The sequence below is a fragment of the Leptothrix mechoopdaensis (SeqCode) genome, from assembly GCF_053893855.1.
This window is the reverse complement of record NZ_CM132699.1, coordinates 3,632,713-3,648,438: the sequence shown is the minus strand read 5'-3', so window position 1 is coordinate 3,648,438 and position 15,726 is coordinate 3,632,713. Positions and strand designations below refer to the sequence as shown.

General features: G+C 70.1%; 12 protein-coding genes. 6 read left to right on the top strand and 6 right to left on the bottom strand.

Going from position 1 to position 15,726, the window contains the following annotated elements; genetic code table 11:
* Positions 1-17 precede the first annotated feature (17 nt).
* Positions 18-875, bottom strand: a complete 858-nt coding sequence (locus tag ACWA7K_RS15735) for an IclR family transcriptional regulator (RefSeq protein ID WP_456162343.1) — start codon at positions 873-875, stop codon at positions 18-20.
* A gap of 187 nt (positions 876-1,062) precedes the next feature.
* On the opposite strand from ACWA7K_RS15735, the gene ACWA7K_RS15730 reads away from it, so the two are divergent.
* From ACWA7K_RS15730 to ACWA7K_RS15715, 4 genes are read left to right on the top strand one after another with little or no spacing between them, the layout of a single operon-like run.
* A complete protein-coding gene (locus ACWA7K_RS15730) occupies positions 1,063-2,244 on the top strand; it encodes an acetyl-CoA acetyltransferase (protein WP_456162342.1) in 1,182 nt (393 codons plus the stop codon).
* A complete protein-coding gene (locus ACWA7K_RS15725; protein WP_456162341.1) occupies positions 2,241-3,854 on the top strand; it encodes an acyl-CoA synthetase in 1,614 nt (537 codons plus the stop codon). The genes ACWA7K_RS15730 and ACWA7K_RS15725 overlap by 4 nt, the downstream gene beginning before the upstream one ends.
* Positions 3,855-3,914: 60 nt before the next feature.
* Positions 3,915-4,934, top strand: a complete 1,020-nt coding sequence (locus ACWA7K_RS15720) for a TRAP transporter substrate-binding protein (RefSeq protein WP_456162340.1) — start codon at positions 3,915-3,917, stop codon at positions 4,932-4,934.
* 22 nt (positions 4,935-4,956) lie between these two features.
* Positions 4,957-6,834, top strand: coding sequence for a TRAP transporter large permease (locus tag ACWA7K_RS15715; protein ID WP_456162339.1), 1,878 nt, complete (start codon positions 4,957-4,959; stop codon positions 6,832-6,834).
* Positions 6,835-6,855: 21 nt separating this feature from the next.
* Here ACWA7K_RS15715 and ACWA7K_RS15710 read toward each other — a convergent pair whose 3' ends face one another.
* Positions 6,856-7,755, bottom strand: a complete 900-nt coding sequence (locus tag ACWA7K_RS15710; protein WP_456162338.1) for a PCC domain-containing protein — start codon at positions 7,753-7,755, stop codon at positions 6,856-6,858.
* Between the two features lie 28 nt (positions 7,756-7,783).
* The gene (locus tag ACWA7K_RS15705) at positions 7,784-8,626 is read right to left on the bottom strand and encodes an SDR family NAD(P)-dependent oxidoreductase (RefSeq protein WP_456162337.1); all 843 of its coding nucleotides are present in this window, start codon (positions 8,624-8,626) and stop codon (positions 7,784-7,786) included.
* Between the two features lie 211 nt (positions 8,627-8,837).
* Between ACWA7K_RS15705 and ACWA7K_RS15700 the strand changes: the two genes are divergently transcribed.
* Positions 8,838-9,890, top strand: coding sequence for a porin (locus tag ACWA7K_RS15700; RefSeq protein WP_456162336.1), 1,053 nt, complete (start codon positions 8,838-8,840; stop codon positions 9,888-9,890).
* A gap of 79 nt (positions 9,891-9,969) precedes the next feature.
* On the top strand, positions 9,970-11,046 hold the full coding sequence (locus ACWA7K_RS15695; protein WP_456162335.1) for a hypothetical protein: 1,077 nt from the start codon (positions 9,970-9,972) through the stop codon (positions 11,044-11,046).
* Positions 11,047-11,397: 351 nt separating this feature from the next.
* Here the strand turns inward: ACWA7K_RS15695 and ACWA7K_RS15690 are convergent, their stop codons facing one another.
* From ACWA7K_RS15690 to ACWA7K_RS15680, 3 genes are all read right to left on the bottom strand, one after another.
* Entirely contained in the window at positions 11,398-11,997 is a 600-nt protein-coding gene (locus ACWA7K_RS15690; RefSeq protein ID WP_456162334.1) for a TMEM175 family protein, read from the bottom strand.
* Positions 11,998-12,089: 92 nt separating this feature from the next.
* Positions 12,090-12,656, bottom strand: a complete 567-nt coding sequence (locus ACWA7K_RS15685; protein ID WP_456162333.1) for a cytochrome b — start codon at positions 12,654-12,656, stop codon at positions 12,090-12,092.
* Between the two features lie 155 nt (positions 12,657-12,811).
* Entirely contained in the window at positions 12,812-15,724 is a 2,913-nt protein-coding gene (locus ACWA7K_RS15680) for a restriction endonuclease (protein WP_456162332.1), read from the bottom strand.
* Between the last annotated feature and the right edge of the window lie 2 nt (positions 15,725-15,726).

Genomic DNA, 15,726 nt, shown 5'->3' with positions numbered 1-15,726 from the left:
TCCTCCGCCGACACCCTTCAGATCGCCCCGCCGCCCATCGTCATGCCGGCTTCCTCGCGTTGCAGGCGCTGCAGTTCCTCGCTGGCCACGCGCAGGCGGTTGCCGAGGGCGGCGCGGCGGGCGGGGGCGAGGCGGGATTCGAGGGCGGCGAGGCTGATCGAGGCGACCGGGCGGGCGTCGCGGTCGTGGACCGGTACGCCGATCGCCCAGCTGCCTTCCAGCACCAGGCCGGGGTTGACGCAATAGCCCTGGGCGCGGGTCTGCGCCACCAGCGTGCGGATGGCCGCGTCGGTGCAGCCGGGGTAGCGGGCCAGGCGCTCGGCCGCGTTGCGGCGCAGGATGTCGTCGACGGCCGCGTCCGACAGCGCCGCCAGCATCGCGCAGCTGCCCGCGCCCACGCCCAGCGGCCAGCGGTCGCCGGCCTTGACGAGCTGGTTGCGGATCGGGAAATCGCCTTCGGTGCGCGACAGGCAGATGCTCTCGATGCCGTGCAACACCGTGAAGAACACCGTGTCGCCGGACTCCAGCGCCAGCGCCCGCATCAGCGGCGCGGCCAGCCGTTGCAGCGCATAACTCGGCTCGGCGGCCAGGCCGACCGCGAAGGCCTCGGGGCCGAGCCGGTAGGCGCCCGACTGCGGGTCGTGCAGCACGAAACCCTCGTCGACCAGCGTGCGTGTCAGGCGGATCGCGGTCGACTTGTTCAGGCCCAGGCGGCGGCCGATCTCGTTCATGCGCAAGCCGCCGGGGCCCACCCGCGTCAGCAGCCGCAGCACCGCCAGGCCGCGCCGCAGCGTCTGCGCGCCGGCGGTGTCGGCGCGTTCGCCGGGCAGGCCGTCGGCGACTGCCGCACGGTCATCGGACTCGAAACTCCGCATTTACCCCGATCTCCTGGTCCACATCGTGAACCGATTTCTGCTGACAGCGCCGTCGACAGGGCCGGATCTTCCTGCGGAAAACCTAGCATCCAGCGAGTCGATTGCGGACGCTCGCCCCGGCCCGGTCGACAGTTGGTTCACATGGTAGACCGCCCCTCCACGGGCGGCAGTCCCGCAGGAGACCGCGATGGCCGCCATTCCCCACATCGTCGGCTGGGCCCACACGCCCTTCGGCAAGCTCGATGCGCTCGACACGGAAGCGCTGTTCGCCGCCGTTGCCGGCCCGGCGATCGAGAGCGCCGGGTTGACGCCGGAGGACATCGACGGCGTCTTCGTCGGCCACTTCAACGGCGGCTTCGTGCGTCAGGACTTCAGCGGCGCGCTCGCGGCACTGGCCGTGCCCGCCTTGCGCCATGTCCCGTCGGTGCGGCTGGAGAACGCCTGCGCGACCGGCTCGGCCGCCATCTGGGCGGCGCTGGACGCCCTTGCCGCCGGCCGCATGAAGCGCGTGCTGGTGGTCGGCCTGGAGAAGATGAACACGCTGCCGAACGCGCAGATCGGCGAGATCCTGCTGCGCTGTTCCTACGTGCGCGAAGAGGGCGACACGCCGGGCGGCTTCGCGGGCGTGTTCGGCCGCATCGCCAGCACCTATGCCGAACGTCACGGTGACCCGAGCGACGCGCTGGCCCGCATCGCCGCGAAGAACCACGCCAACGGCGTGCGCAACCCGTATGCCCATCTGCGCCGCGACCTGGGCTACGACTTCTGCCGCACGCCCTCGGACAAGAACCCGTTCGTGGCCGGGCCGCTGAAGCGGTCGGACTGCTCGCTGGTCAGCGACGGCGCTGCCGCACTCGTGTTGTCCGACGAAGCGCTGCGCGGTGCCGCGCAACCGGCGGTGCGCTGGCGTTCGCGCACGCAGGTCAACGACTTCCTGCCGCTGTCGCGCCGCGACCCGACCCGCTTCGAAGGGGCCGCGCTGGCCTGGCAACGTGGCCTGGCGGACGCCGGCTGCACGCTGGCCGACCTGCACTTCGTCGAGACCCACGACTGCTTCACCGTCGCCGAGCTGCTGGAGTACGAGGCGATGGGCCTGGCCCCGCAAGGCCAGGGCGCGCGGGTGATCGACGACGGCGTCAGCGCCTTCGACGGCGCGTTGCCGGTCAACCCGTCGGGCGGGCTGAAGTCGCGCGGCCATCCGATCGGCGCGACCGGCGTGTCGCAGCACGTCATGGCCGCGATGCAGCTCAGCGGCAGCGCCGGCGACATGCAGCTGGCCGGCGCGGCGCGCGGTGCCGTCTTCAACATGGGCGGCGCGGCGGTGGCCAACTACCTCAGCATCCTCGAAGCCGCCGAGGGCCACGCGTGAACGCCGCGCAGACCTGCAACCTGGCTCAGCTGCTGAGCCAGACCGCACGGCTGTTCCCCGACCACGTCGGCCTGATCCACGCCGAGCGGCAGTGGACCTGGGCCGAGCTGGACCGCCGCGTCGACGCGCTGGTCGCCGGCCTGAAGGCGCTGGGCGTGCAGCGCGGCGAGCGCATCCTGGTCCAGTCGCGCAACAACGTCGCGATGTTCGAGAGCGCCTGGGCCGCCTTCCGCATGGGCTGCGTCTGGGTGCCGACCAACTTCCGCCTGACCCCGCCGGAGATCGCCTACATGGGCGCATCCAGCGGTGCCACCGTGATGCTGGCCGAAGGCCTCTTCGGCGCCCATGCCGACGCGGTGCGTGCCGCCTCGCCGGCCTTGCGCCAGGTCGTCTGGATCGGCGCGAAGCCCGATGGCCACGGCCTTCCCGGCGACACGACCCATGACGCGCTGCTGGCCGAGCATGCCGGCGCGGCGGCGGACGAGGCGGTCGTCGCGCACGACGATCCGCTGTGGTTCTTCTACACCTCGGGCACCACCGGCCACCCCAAAGCGGGCATCCTGACGCATGGCCAGATGGCCTTCGTGGTCACCAACCACCTGGCCGACCTGATCCCCGGCACGACCGAGGCGGACCGCTCGATCGCGGTCGCGCCGCTGTCGCACGGGGCCGGCGTCCACATGCTGCTGAACGTCGCGCGGGGCGCGGCCACCGTGCTGCTGCCGGGCGAGAAGCTCGATCCGGCCGTGGTCTGGGCGCTGATCGAGCAGCACCGCGTCAGCAACCTGTTCACCGTGCCGACCATCGTCAAGCAGCTGGTCGAACACCCGGCCGTCGACCAGCACGACCACACCAGCCTGCGCCACGTGATCTATGCCGGCGCGCCGATGTACCGGGCCGACCAGCGCCTGGCCTTGCAGAAACTCGGCCGCGTGCTGGTGCAGTACTTCGGCCTGGGCGAGGTGACCGGCTGCATCAGCGTGCTGCCGGCCCACCTGCACAGCGCCGACGATGCCGACCCGAACGCGAACATCGGCTCCTGCGGCCGGCCGCGCACCGGCATGGAGGTGGCGATCCTCGATGCCGACCTGCACCCGCTGCCGACCGGCGAGATCGGCGAGATCTGCGTGCGCGGCCCTGCCGTGTTCGCCGGCTATCACGGCAATCCGGAGGCGACCGCCAAGGCGCTGCGCGGCGGCTGGTTCCACACCGGCGACCTCGGCCGGCTCGATGCCCGCGGGCTGCTCCACATCACCGGCCGCGAGTCGGACATGTACATCTCGGGCGGCTCGAACGTCTACCCGCGCGAGTGCGAGGAGTTGCTGCTGACCCACCCCGGCGTGGCCGAGGTGGCCGTGCTCGGCGTGCCCGATCGCCACTGGGGCGAGGTCGGCGTGGCCGTCGTGGTGCGGCGTGCAGGCCACGCACCTGCGGTCGATGCGGATGGCCTGCTGGCCCACCTCGACGGCAGACTCGCGCGCTACCGCTGGCCGCGCCAGTTCTTCTTCTGGGACGCACTGCCCAAGTCCGGCTACGGAAAGATCACCAAGAAGGACGTGCGCGCCGAGCTGCTGCGGCGCGGCGAGATCCAGCCCGTCGAGGCCGACTGAGGCCACGGCCCCGTCATCCCGACCCGAACCCGCATCACCCCACCGACAGGAGACAAGTCCATGAAGATCGATCGCCGCACCCTGCTCGCCGGCACCGGCGCCCTTGCGCTGCCCGGTGTCGCTACCCGCGCGCTGGCCCAGGGCAAGCCGCCCGAGTTCTCGCTGAAGTACGCCAACAACCTGCCGGTCACGCACCCGATGAACGTGCGCGCCAACGAGATGGCCGCCGAGATCCTGGCCGAGTCCAAGGGCCGGGTCGAGATCAAGGTGTTCCCCAGCAGCCAGCTCGGCAACGACACCGACACGCTGAGCCAGGTGCGCCAGGGCGCGGTCGACTTCTTCACGCTGTCGCCGCTGATCCTGGGCAACCTGGTGCCGTCGGCGCAGATCAGCGGCGTGGGCTTCGCGTTCAAGGACTACACCCAGGTCTGGGCCGCGATGGACGGCGAACTCGGCGCCCACGTGCGCCGCGAGATCGCGGCCAAGTCGAGCATGTTCGCGTTCGAGAAGATCTGGGACAACGGCTACCGCCAGATGACCTCCAGCGCCCGCCCGATCACCAAGCCCGACGACCTCAAGGGCATGAAGATGCGCGTGCCGCCGAGCCCCTTCTGGGTCTCGATGTTCAAGGCCTTCGAGGCCTCTCCGGCCACCATCAACTTCGCCGAGGTCTACACCGCCCTGCAGACCAAGGTGGTCGACGGCCAGGAGAACCCGCTGGCCATCATCGCGACGGCCAAGCTCAACGAGGTCCAGCCGTTCTGCTCGATCACCAACCACATGTGGGACGGCTTCTGGTTCCTGGCCAACAAGCAGAGCTTCGCGCGCCTGCCGGCCGACCTGCAGGAGATCGTGACGCGCCACATCAACAAGGCCGCGCAGCTCGAACGTGACGACGTCAAGAAGCTCAACGACAGCCTGATGACCGATCTGAAGGGCAAGGGCATGACCTTCAACACGACCGATGCCGAGCTGTTCCGCGCCAAGCTGCGCGCCGCCGGCTTCTATGCCGAGTGGCACAAGAAGTTCGGCGAGGAAGCCTGGGCGCTGCTGGAAAAGTACACCGGCAAGCTGATCTGACCCACCGCCCGCAGACGCACCCATGACCGCCTCCGTCGACTCGCCGGCCTCGCCGGAATCCTTCGCCCTGCCCGACGAGCTGCAGGCCGTGCAGGCCCGCTCGCGGCTGATGCTGCCCATCGAGGTGGTGTCGGCCGCGCTGATGGCCGCGATCACGCTGATGCTGCTGGCCGGCGTGGCCTCGCGCTACCTGCTGGCCGCGCCGCTGGTGTGGGTCGACGAGGCGGTCTCGATCGCCTTCCTGTGGCTGGCCATGCTGGGCTCGGCCATCGCCATCCACCGCAGCGAACACCTGCGGCTGACCGTCGTGCTGACGGCCCTGCCGCAGCGCCTGCAAGGCCATGTGCAGGCCTTCGGGCTGATGGTGACGGCGGCCTTCCTGCTGGCGCTGGTCAAGCCGGCGTTCGACTACGTCGAGTCCGAGGCCTTCGTCACCACGCCGGCGCTGGAGCTGCCCAACAGCTGGCGTGTCGCGGCCATCGCCTTCGGCATCGTCGCGATGCTGTTCGTGCTGCTGCTGAACGCCTGGCGCACCTGCAGCGTGGCGCAGCTGGCGGTCGGCACGGGCGTGGTCGCGGCGGTCGCCGGCCTGTGCTGGACCGGCATGCCCACGCTGGCCACGCTGGGCCACCTGAACATCGTCATCTTCCTGATCGGCTTCGTGCTGGTCTGCCTGCTGGCCGGCGTGCCGATCGCCTTCTGCTTCGGCATCGGCGCGCTCAGCTACCTGGCCTTCACGACCCATGTGCCGGTGGGCGTGATGATCGGCCGCATGGACGAGGGCATGTCCAGCCTGGTGCTGGTCTCCGTGCCGGTGTTCGTGCTGCTGGGCTGCGTGCTCGATGCCACCGGCATGGGCAAGGCCATCATCGATTTCCTCGCCTCTCTGATCGGCCACGTCAAGGGCGGCATGTCCTACGTGCTGCTCGGCTCGCTGTTCATCGTCTCGGGCATCTCGGGCTCGAAGGTGTCGGACATGGCCACCGTCGCGCCGGCCCTGTTCCCCGAGATGAAGCGGCGCGGCCAGAAGCCCAGCGAGATGATCGCGCTGCTGTCCACCGGTGCCGCGATGGCCGACACCGTGCCGCCCAGCATCGTGCTGATCGTGCTCGGCTCGGTCGCCGGCGTGTCGATCGCCGGGCTGTTCCAGGCCGGCGTGACGGTCGCGATGGTGCTGCTGCTCGCGCTGGCCGTGCTGGCGCGCTGGAAGGCCCGCCACGAGGTCATGCAGCAGGTCCGGCGCGCCTCGCTGGCGACCGTCGGCCGCACGCTGCTGATCGCCGGCCCCGCGCTGGTGCTGCCTTTCCTGATCCGCGGCGCGGTCGGCGGCGGCGTGGCCACCGCCACCGAGGTGTCGACGCTGGCCGTGCTCTACGCAATGCTGATCGGCATGGTGATGTACGGCGGCATCGGCGCCCGCAAGATCTACGACATGCTGGTCGAGACCGCCGCGCTCAGCGGCGCGGTGCTGATGATCCTGGGCACCGCGCTGGCGATGGCCTGGGTCATCACGCAGTCCGGCGTGGCCCAGCAGCTGGCGCAGTTCATGAAGACGCTGCCCGGCGGCGTGGCCGGCTTCCTGGCCGTGACCATGCTGATCTTCCTGGTGCTGGGCTGCGTGCTGGAAGGCCTGCCCGCGCTGCTGCTGATGGCGCCGCTGATGTTCCCGATCGCGCGGGCGATGGGCGTGCACGACGTCCACTACGCGATGGTCGTGGTCGTGGCCATGAACATCGGCCTGATGATGCCGCCGGTCGGCGTGGGCTTCTACATCGCCTGCCGCATCGGCAACGTCTCGCCGGACGAGGCGATGGGCGCGATCTGGCCCTACATCGTCGCGCTGATCGGGGGCATGGTCATCATCGCGGCGGTGCCGGCGATCTCGACGGCCGTGCTCTGAGGCGGCCGCAGCGCAAGCCGCTCAGTCCCGCACGTCCAGCACGTCCAGCACCAGCTCGAAGGTCACCAGCACCGGGTTCTCGCCCCGGGCCAGCCGGCCCTGGTGGCGACCGCCGTGGAAGTCGATCATCGTGATGTCGAGGGCGGCACGCGGCCGGCCGTGTTCATCGGGCTCGACCGTGCCGTGGCGGATCAGCGTCTCGGTCACGAAGGGCTCGACCACGCGGCCGTCGTCGAACACCGCCCCGACCGTGCTGCCGACGCCGCCACGCACGACCGCGCGGCCGATGCCATGCGCCGCGCAGATCGACTCGATCGCCTCGCAGACATCCTGGTTCGGTGCCAGTCGCACGGCCAGCGCCGGACGGCCGGCATGGCCGATCGCATCGGGGGAAGGCGTCGACTTGCTCGCCGGCTTGAACAGCGAGAAGCGCGTCTCCTCGTCGGCCTGCACGGTGTAGTCGGCATCGCGCATCTGCCAGAACGTCGCCTGCAGCGGCGCATCGGCCAGCCGGGCCTGTTCGGGCAGCACGTGGCCGCAACCGCGGGTGCCGTCGGCCTCGATCCAGTCGACGTGGCTGTGCAGCCAGGGCCGGCCATCGGCGCGCAGGCCCAGCGTCACGGTCGCCTCGACCAGCTCGACCGCGCCGACCGCCTCGTGGCGTTCGCTGAAATACACCGCGTGTTCGGGCGTGCGCGACAGCGCCGGCAGCACATAGGGCCACGGCTCGCAGCGCCCGCCCTTCAGGTGCAGCACACCGCTGGCCGGGCCGCCGCAAGCCGCGCGCACCGCCGTGTCGACGGCATCCAGGAAGCTCGTGCCGGTGCCTAGCCTCAGATCATGCGTGGCCAGCCGCACCGGCAGCACGCTGGCCTCGCGGCGCGACGGGCCGGGGTGGACGATCTGGCGGGGCGCGCGCATCGGGCCGGGCCTCTGACGGGATCGGCGCTCAGCCGCCACGCGCCATGCGGCGCAGCGTCGGCAGGCCCACGCCGGCCGCCTCGAAACCGCCGTCGGCCGCGATGACCTGGCCGTTGACGTAGCTGGCCGCATCGCTGCACAGGAAGCCGACCACCTGGGCGATTTCCTCGGTCGTGCCGTAGCGTTCGAGCGGGATGACGTCGTGGTAGTCGGCCCGGATCGCCACGCTGTGGACCAGCTTGGCCATCTCGGTCTCGACCGGCCCCGGTGCCACCGCGTTGACGCGGATGCCGACCGTGCCGAGCTCGGTCGCGTGCTGCTTGGTCAGGTGGATCAGCGCCGCCTTGCTGGTGCCATAGGCCACCCGCAGCGTGCTCGCGCGCAGCCCCGAGATCGACGCGATGTTGACGATCGCCCCACCCCGCCCGCCCCGCTGCATCACCGGCGCCACCGCCTGCGTGCACAGGAAGGCGCCGTCGAGGTTGGTCGACAGCACCGTGCGCCAGTCGTCCCAGGTGGTCTGCCCGACCGGCTTGAACACGGCCACGCCGGCGTTGTTGACCAGCGCGTCGATGCGGCCGAAGGCGGCCACGACACGGTCGGTCGCGGCCTGGACCTGGTCGGGCTGCGAGACGTCGACATGGATCGCCAGCACCCGTTCGGGCAGCGCCAGTTCGGCGGCGGTGCGACCGAGCGTCTCGGCGTCGATGTCCCACAGCGCGACCCGATGGCCGCGGTCGAGGAACCAGCGGGCAATGGCCAACCCGATGCCGCGCGCGCCGCCGGTGACGACGGCGACGGGCTGATCGGAGACCGGGACGGAAACGGTGGCGGAAACGGTGGCGGAGACAGGGGGCTGGGAGGTGTTCATGGCGCGATTCTGTAGCCCTTCGCCCGGCGCGCGAATAGCCCCGTCACATGACCGTCGCGTGACAGGCCTTGCCGCCCTTCGGAATGTCGCGCCTGCGCCGCGATCCCCGTGTTCATCGGGGTATTCACGGATCTGCCACATGCGCTGACGACCATGTGGAACGCGCTTCACCACGCCATCCGCAACCCATCACCGAAGGCCAGACCTCACCATGCAACACACCCGCAAGATCCTCGCCGCCGCCGCCCTGCTGTCGCTGGCCGGTGCCGCCTCGGCCCAGTCGACCGAGTTCACCTGGTACGGCCGCGTCGACCTCGGCCTCGAAAGCACCAACGACGGCGCCGTCTCGCGCGTCATGGCCAGCAACTTCGCGTCGCGCCTGGGCATCAAGGGCGAGCACAAGCTCAACGCCGACCTGAGCGCCATCTTCCAGGTCGAGACCGGCGTCGCCCCGGACGACACCGCCAACAGCAAGACCTTCGCCAACCGCAACAGCTTCGTCGGCCTGAAGACCGCCGCCGCCGGCACCGTGCTGGTCGGCACCTACGACATGCCGCTGAAGGCGCTGGAAGGCACCGCCGGTGGCCTGTGGGGCCAGGGCGACCTGATCGAGATCCTGGTCCACGGCAAGGGCAGCCGCGTCGCCATCGGCAACGCCAACTTCCAGAACGTGCACACCCGCAAGACCAACGTGCTGCACTACGCCAGCCCGAAGTTCGCCAACATCGTCGCCAAGGTCGCCTATTCGCCCGATGAGGCCAAGACCACCGCGCTGAACAAGACCGTCTTCGGCGCCTCGGTCGAATACAACGACGGCACCTTCAACGGTGGCGTCGCGATCGAGAACCAGAAGGACGCCATCGCCGCCGGCAAGGCCATGAAGGCCACCAAGTTCACGCTCGGCACCGCCCTGGGCCCCGTCTCGGCCGGCATCGCCATCAGCAAGCTCGACAACAGCAACGGCAAGGAAACCAGCAACGCCGTGCTGACGGGCGCCTACGCGCTGGACAGCGCGCTGACCCTGAAGGCCAGCCTGGGCACGTCGGGCGAGTCGAGCAGCGGCGCCAACGACGGCATCAAGGGCATGGCCTTCGAAGCCAACTACGCCTTCGACAAGCAGGTCACCTTCTACAGCTACGTGACCAAGCTGAGCAACGACGCGAACGCCCGCGGCACCCTGGTCGCCTCGGACAACTTCCCGGCCGCCTCGGCCGCCGGCAAGGACCCGCGCGCCCTGGGCGTCGGCGTGCGCTACACCTTCTGATCAACGGCTGATCCGAACCCTGTCGCTCTTGCGGCCCGTGTCGATGGACACGGGCCGTTCTGCCTTTCAAGGACCGCTCATGAACACGAACCGCCCCCGCCTGTCCTGGCGCCTTGCCACGCTCGCCGCGCCGCTGCTGCTGGCCGGCCTCGCCGGCTGCGCCGGCATGGCCGAACGCCACGCCCGGCACCACGGCGCATCGGCCGCCACCGGCGCCTACACCTTTGGCCTGTGGGGCGACATGCCCTACAAGAAGGCCGGCGACGACAGCCGGCTGCCGGCGGTGCTGGCCAGCATCAACGCCTCGGACATCGCCTTCTCGATCTACGACGGCGACATCAAGGACGGCAGCTCGCGCTGCGACGACGCCATCTACACCGATGCACTGAAGATGTTCGGCGGCATGAAGCAGCCGGTCGTCTACATCCCCGGCGACAACGAGTGGACCGACTGCCACCGCACCAACAACGGCGGCTACGACGCGCTCGAACGCCTGGCCCACCTGCGCCGCGTGATGTTCCCGACGCTCGACAGCCTGGGCGCGACGACGATGCCGCTGGTCCACCAGGGCAAGGCCGCCGGCGACAAGTACATCGAGAACGTGCGCTTCAGCCGCGGCCCGGTCGTGTTCGCCGGCCTGAACGTGCCGGGCAGCAACAACAACGTGATCCTCAACGCCAAGGAATGCACCGCCAAGAGCGCCCGCAAGGCCGCCGACTGCGATGCGTCCAATGCCGAATACCTCGAACGCGACGCCGCCAACATCGTCTGGCTGAAGCAGACCTTCGAACAGGCCCGCACCGAGAAGGCACGCGGCATCGTGCTGGTCATCCAGGCCGACCCGGGCTTCGACCTGCCCGAGACCGAGGACCTCGACGAGAGCACGCAACCGGCCGTCAGCGGCTATCGCAACTTCATGTCCGAAATCGCCAAGCTCACCGAAGCCTTCGACGGCCAGGTGCTGTTCGTCCACGGCGACACCCACGCCTTCAAGATCGACAAGCCGCTGCACGCGCCGAACAACATGCTGACCAACTTCACCCGCCTGCAGACCTTCGGCAGCCCGAGCCTGCACTGGGTCAAGGTGACGGTCGACCCAACCTCGGCCAACCTGTTCCGCATCGACCCGGTGATCGTGGCGCAGCCGAAGAAGTGACGCTGGCGCGTCAATACCCGCAGGACATCAGCGTTGCCGTCGGCAACGTGTCTTCATTCCCCTCCTCCGGAGGGGTGGCAGGCGCAGCCTGACGGGGTGGTTGGCGGCAGAGCGCCATGACCCGTCGCCCTCCGGCGACGCACTTGCCGGACGGCAGGCTGGCGCGGCTGGCGACAGACCCCTCACCCTCATTCCCTCTCCCGCAAGGGGAGAGGGAGGACGCGGTTGGGAGGGTGTCGCGCTGATGTGGTTTTGAGACTGGCTCATCGAATGAGCCACCATCAGAAAGACCGATCAACACGATGCAAGACCCCCTCTCCCCTTGCGGGAGAGGGATCAAGGGTGAGGGGTTCATTTCCCGTCGCCCTTCGGCGACGCACTCAGCCGCTGCTCGATGCGCCGGTCCGGCACCAGCCACATGCACGCCACGGCCGCGATCAGCAGGCCGGACAGCCACGGCAGGCCGGCGAAGGCCAGCGGCACCGACAGCAGGTAGGACGCCAGCGAGAGCTTGCCCTTGCGGTCGCTGCCGACGGCGCTGGCGAGCAGCGAGTCGCGGCCGTGCAGTCGGATGATCTGGACCTGCAGCAGCGTGTAGGCCAGCGCGCACAGCGTCAGGTCGATCGCGTAGACGGCCACTGGCAGGGCGGCAAAGTGGTTCTCGCCCATCCAGGCGGTCGCGAAGGGCATCAGCGAGAGCCAGAACAGCAGGTGCAGGTTGGCCCACAGGATGCGCCCGTCGACGCGGCGCACCGCGTGCAGCAGGTGGTGGTGGTTGTTCCAGTAGATGCCGACGTTGACGAAGCTCAGCACGTAGCTCAGGAACACCGGCCACAGCGGCAGCAGGTCCTGCCAGGTCTCGCCATGCGGCACCTTGAACTCCAGCACCATGATCGTAATGATGATGGCGATGACGCCGTCGCTGAAGGCCTCCAGGCGGTTCTTGTTCATGCGATGCCCTTGCGGTGGAGAGCCGATCCCCGCGACCGGCCGCAGCGGGAGATCCTCGCCGAAGCCGCCGCGGATCGCCACCGGGGTGATCCTCAGCGCGGCAACATCGACCGCAGCACCCCGTCCTTCAGGATGACGTGGTGGAAGATCGCCGCCGCCGCGTGCAGGCCGGCGATCCACATGATGGCGTCGCCGAGCAGTTCGTGGACCTCGCCCCAGTCGGCCATCTCGCCCAGCGGGGTGGAGCCGAAGAAGGGGATCTTGTCGAGGCGCACGCCGCCCAGCAGCGTCAGCGGGTGGCCTTCGCTGCCCAGTGCCAGCAGCGCCGTCAGCGGCAGCACCAGCAGCAGCGTCCACAGGCCCAGGTGACCGGCCTTGGCGGCCAGCGCCATGACCGGGCTGGCCGGAAAGCGCGGGGCGGCCGGGCGCATGGCGACCCACAGCAGGCGCAGCAGCGTCAGGCCGAAGATCGACAGGCCGAGGGTCTCGTGCCAGACGATGTCCAGGCGCGTGGCCGGGTCGACGCCCTCGTGCATCAGCCGGCCGAAGCCGCCCGGGCCGAGGATGAAGGTGATCGTCACGACGATGGCCGTGAGCCAGTGGAAGACCATGCTGGGCAGGTCGTAGCGTTGGGAGCGGGTCGCAAGTTGCAGGGACATGTTGAAGCCTCTGGGGCGGTGGGTGGGAAATCGGCGAGCCGTCGTGCGGCGCCAGGCCGATGGACGCGGCAGCTTGGCACGGGCTCGATGAAGGGGGCGTGAATGGGGCGCGGTCCGGTGTGGGGTGCGGTGTGGGGTGCGGCGTGGGGGCACGGTCAGGTCGCGCCGGATTCGGTCGCCGCGTGGGCCAGCTCGACCAGCCCGGCGACGTCCGTGCAGACGCCGTAGCGGGCCGCCTGTTCGCCGGCCGGCAGGTCCGGTGCCAGTGACTCGGCCAGGGCCTTGAAGTGGGCCCGGCCGTAGCCGATCTTGCCGCCCTCGGTCTCGCGCAGGTCGCCCTCGATCAGGCTGCCCTTGGTCTCGGCGACGAAGTACAGCCGCTCGCCGTCGGGCGTGTTGACCAGCACGGCCCAGTCGGGGTTGTAGGCCCCCAGCGGCGTGGGCACCTGGAACCACTTCGGCAGCTTGGCGTAGACCCGGATCGCGTCGTTGCGTTCGAGCTGCGCAGCAAAGGCGCGTTCGACCTCCGAGTCGACCAGCACGTGTTCGTGGACCGATCGGCGCGTGTCGCACAGCATGTCGCTCATGTAGCCGCTCAGCTCGTGCTGCTCGAACAGCTCCTGCGCGTAGTAGGCCTCGTCGCCCAGGCGCTGGTAGCGGATGCCGTCGACCAGCGCGAGCCGCTTGCAGCGGTTGATGGCGTCGGCGACGGTCTCGATGTAACGCTGCGGGTTGCGGCGGAAGTCGTCCAGCCGGCCGCTGTCGACCAGGATGCGCGCCAGGCTGCGGCGCGTCAGCTGGGTGCGGTCCTGCAGGTCGGTCAGCAGGTCGGGCAAGGCCAGCCCGGCCTCGTCCAGCGCCAGCAGTTCGGCGCCACCGCGTTCGTCGGCCTCGACGCCGGACGCGCCGATCAGCAGCCCGGCCTGGCGCCAGTGCAGCCGCGCCCGGCCGATCGGCGCGGCGCGCCGCACCGCGTCGATGCAGGCCTCGACCAGCCGCTGCGGGTCGAAGGCGACGCGGTAGGTCGTCTTGTGCTTGATGCGCTCCCACAGCGCCTTGAACTCGGGGCTGTCCAGCACGGCCCGGCGCACCGGCACCGGCCGGCGGTCGTCGGCGTCGCGGATCTCGACCTGCCGGCGCGGGCCGCCGAAGGCATGGCCTTCCGCCTCGAACTCCTTCTGCAGCGCGTCGGCAAAGGCGCGGTAGCCCTCGTGGGCGATCACGGTCAGCGTGTTGACCTCGGCCCCGCGCACCCGCGCGCCGCTCTGGTCGACACACAGCCGCAGGCCGCGGCCGATGGTCTGGCGGCGCCAGCGGTCGGTCTGGCGGGTGCTGAACTGGCAGATCTGGAACACGTTCGGGTTGTCCCAACCCTCCTTCAGCGCCGAGTGGCTGAAGATGAAGGCGAGCGGCGAGGCGAAGCCCAGCAGCTTCTCCTTGTCGCGCATGATGAGCTGGTAGGTGTCGTCGTCGGCGGCGCTGCTGCCGCTGGTGTCGCGGGCCAGCTCGACCATCCGGCTGCCGACGCGGCGGCGGTCGACCGAGAAGTAGCCGGCGTGGATCTCGCGCACCTCCGGTCGGCCGGGATGCCCGTGTTCATCGGCCTTGTCGAACAGGTCGACAAAATCCGGGTGCTGCGCCCAGCGGCCGTATTCCTCCTCGAAGATCGTCGCGTAGGGCCCCGGCTGCGGCTCGCCGTGTTCGTCGTGCAGCCGGTAGCGCGCGACCGCGTCGACGAAGAACAGGCTCAGCACCTTGACGCCCAGCGGGCGCAGCCGGCGCTGCTTGACGAGGTGTTCGCGGATCGTGCGGCGGATCATCTGCCGCGCCAGCACCAGCGGGTCGATGCCGCCGTGTTCCTCGCCCTCGCGCAGGTGGACGACGTTGCCGGGCACCTGCAGTTCGAGCAGCGCGTCCTGGGCGGGCTGCCGGGTGCTGCCGGTTCCGCTGCCAGCCACGCCGATGCGCAGCGCGCCGATCCGCAGGCCCGCGTACAGCTCGCGCTGCGTGACCCGCTGCAGGTCGTCGCCGTCCTGCACCGACACGGTCTGGCGCAGCACGTGGCCGGCCTTGCCGAGCAGGTCCAGCTCGACGCTGGCGACGATCTGGGCGCCGCGCCGCGCGATGCGCAGCAGCCGCACATGCGGCCGGTTGTGGGCCTGCTCGACGCTGGCCGACGCGACCTCGATCTGCTTGACCAGCCGGCGCTCGAAGGCCTCGACCGCATCGAGCCGGTAGACGGGGTTGTGCGTGTCCACGTGGGTGGCCGAATAGCGCAAGGTACACAGCGGCGCCATGCGCGCGAGCGCCTGCCGGCCGCGGCCGTCGATGCCGCCGTCGACGCTCTGCGGCTCGTCGACGATGACGATCGGCCGGGTCGCCCGCACCAGGTCGATCGGCCGCTCGCCTCCGGTCTTCTCGCTGCTGCGGTACATCACGTTGCGGCTGCGCTCGCGGCGCAGCGCCTCGTCGTGTTCCTCGGCCTCGGCCGCCTCGGCATCGCCGAACTTGTTGATCGCGCCGACGCTGATCACCATCACCTGCAGCTGCGCGCTGGTCGCGAACTGCCGCACCTGGCCGAGCCGGGCCGCGTCGTAGGTGAAGAAGGCATAGCCCTTGGCGCCGGGGTAGAGCGACTCGAAGTGCTCGCGCGTGACCTGCAGCGTCTTGAACACGCCCTCGCGGATCGCCACCGACGGCACCACGATCACGAACTTGCTGTGACCGTGGCGGCGCTGCAGCTCGAACATCGTGCGCAGGTAGACATAGGTCTTGCCGGTGCCCGTCTCCATCTCGACAGTGAAGTCGGGCGTCAGCCGCTCGCTGACCGGCAGGCCGTGGCGCTGCTGCACCGCCTGCAGGTTCGCCAGGATCGCCGCGTCGTCCAGCACCAGCCGGTTGCCGATGCCCCCCAGCTCGGCATCGACCAGCGCCTGCTGCGCCCCGGCCTGCGCACCGGCCAGCACGCTGAACTCGTGGCGGCTGACCTCCTGGCCGCGGAACAGGTCGCAGACGGCCTCGATGGCGGCCTGCTGGTGGGGGAGGTCGGGGTCGAAGTGGAGTTTCATGA

Bases quoted from the DNA above. Each gene is read 5' to 3' on its own strand.
- ACWA7K_RS15720 (WP_456162340.1), top strand. From the start codon at position 3,915: ATGAAGATCGATCGCCGCACCCTGCTCGCCGGCACCGGCGCCCTTGCG.
- ACWA7K_RS15690 (WP_456162334.1), bottom strand. From the start codon at position 11,997: ATGAACAAGAACCGCCTGGAGGCCTTCAGCGACGGCGTCATCGCCATC.
- ACWA7K_RS15715 (WP_456162339.1), top strand. From the start codon at position 4,957: ATGACCGCCTCCGTCGACTCGCCGGCCTCGCCGGAATCCTTCGCCCTG.
- ACWA7K_RS15735 (WP_456162343.1), bottom strand. From the start codon at position 875: ATGCGGAGTTTCGAGTCCGATGACCGTGCGGCAGTCGCCGACGGCCTG.
- ACWA7K_RS15695 (WP_456162335.1), top strand. From the start codon at position 9,970: ATGAACACGAACCGCCCCCGCCTGTCCTGGCGCCTTGCCACGCTCGCC.
- ACWA7K_RS15730 (WP_456162342.1), top strand. From the start codon at position 1,063: ATGGCCGCCATTCCCCACATCGTCGGCTGGGCCCACACGCCCTTCGGC.
- ACWA7K_RS15680 (WP_456162332.1), bottom strand. From the start codon at position 15,724: ATGAAACTCCACTTCGACCCCGACCTCCCCCACCAGCAGGCCGCCATC.
- ACWA7K_RS15685 (WP_456162333.1), bottom strand. From the start codon at position 12,656: ATGTCCCTGCAACTTGCGACCCGCTCCCAACGCTACGACCTGCCCAGC.
- ACWA7K_RS15710 (WP_456162338.1), bottom strand. From the start codon at position 7,755: ATGCGCGCGCCCCGCCAGATCGTCCACCCCGGCCCGTCGCGCCGCGAG.
- ACWA7K_RS15705 (WP_456162337.1), bottom strand. From the start codon at position 8,626: ATGAACACCTCCCAGCCCCCTGTCTCCGCCACCGTTTCCGCCACCGTT.
- ACWA7K_RS15700 (WP_456162336.1), top strand. From the start codon at position 8,838: ATGCAACACACCCGCAAGATCCTCGCCGCCGCCGCCCTGCTGTCGCTG.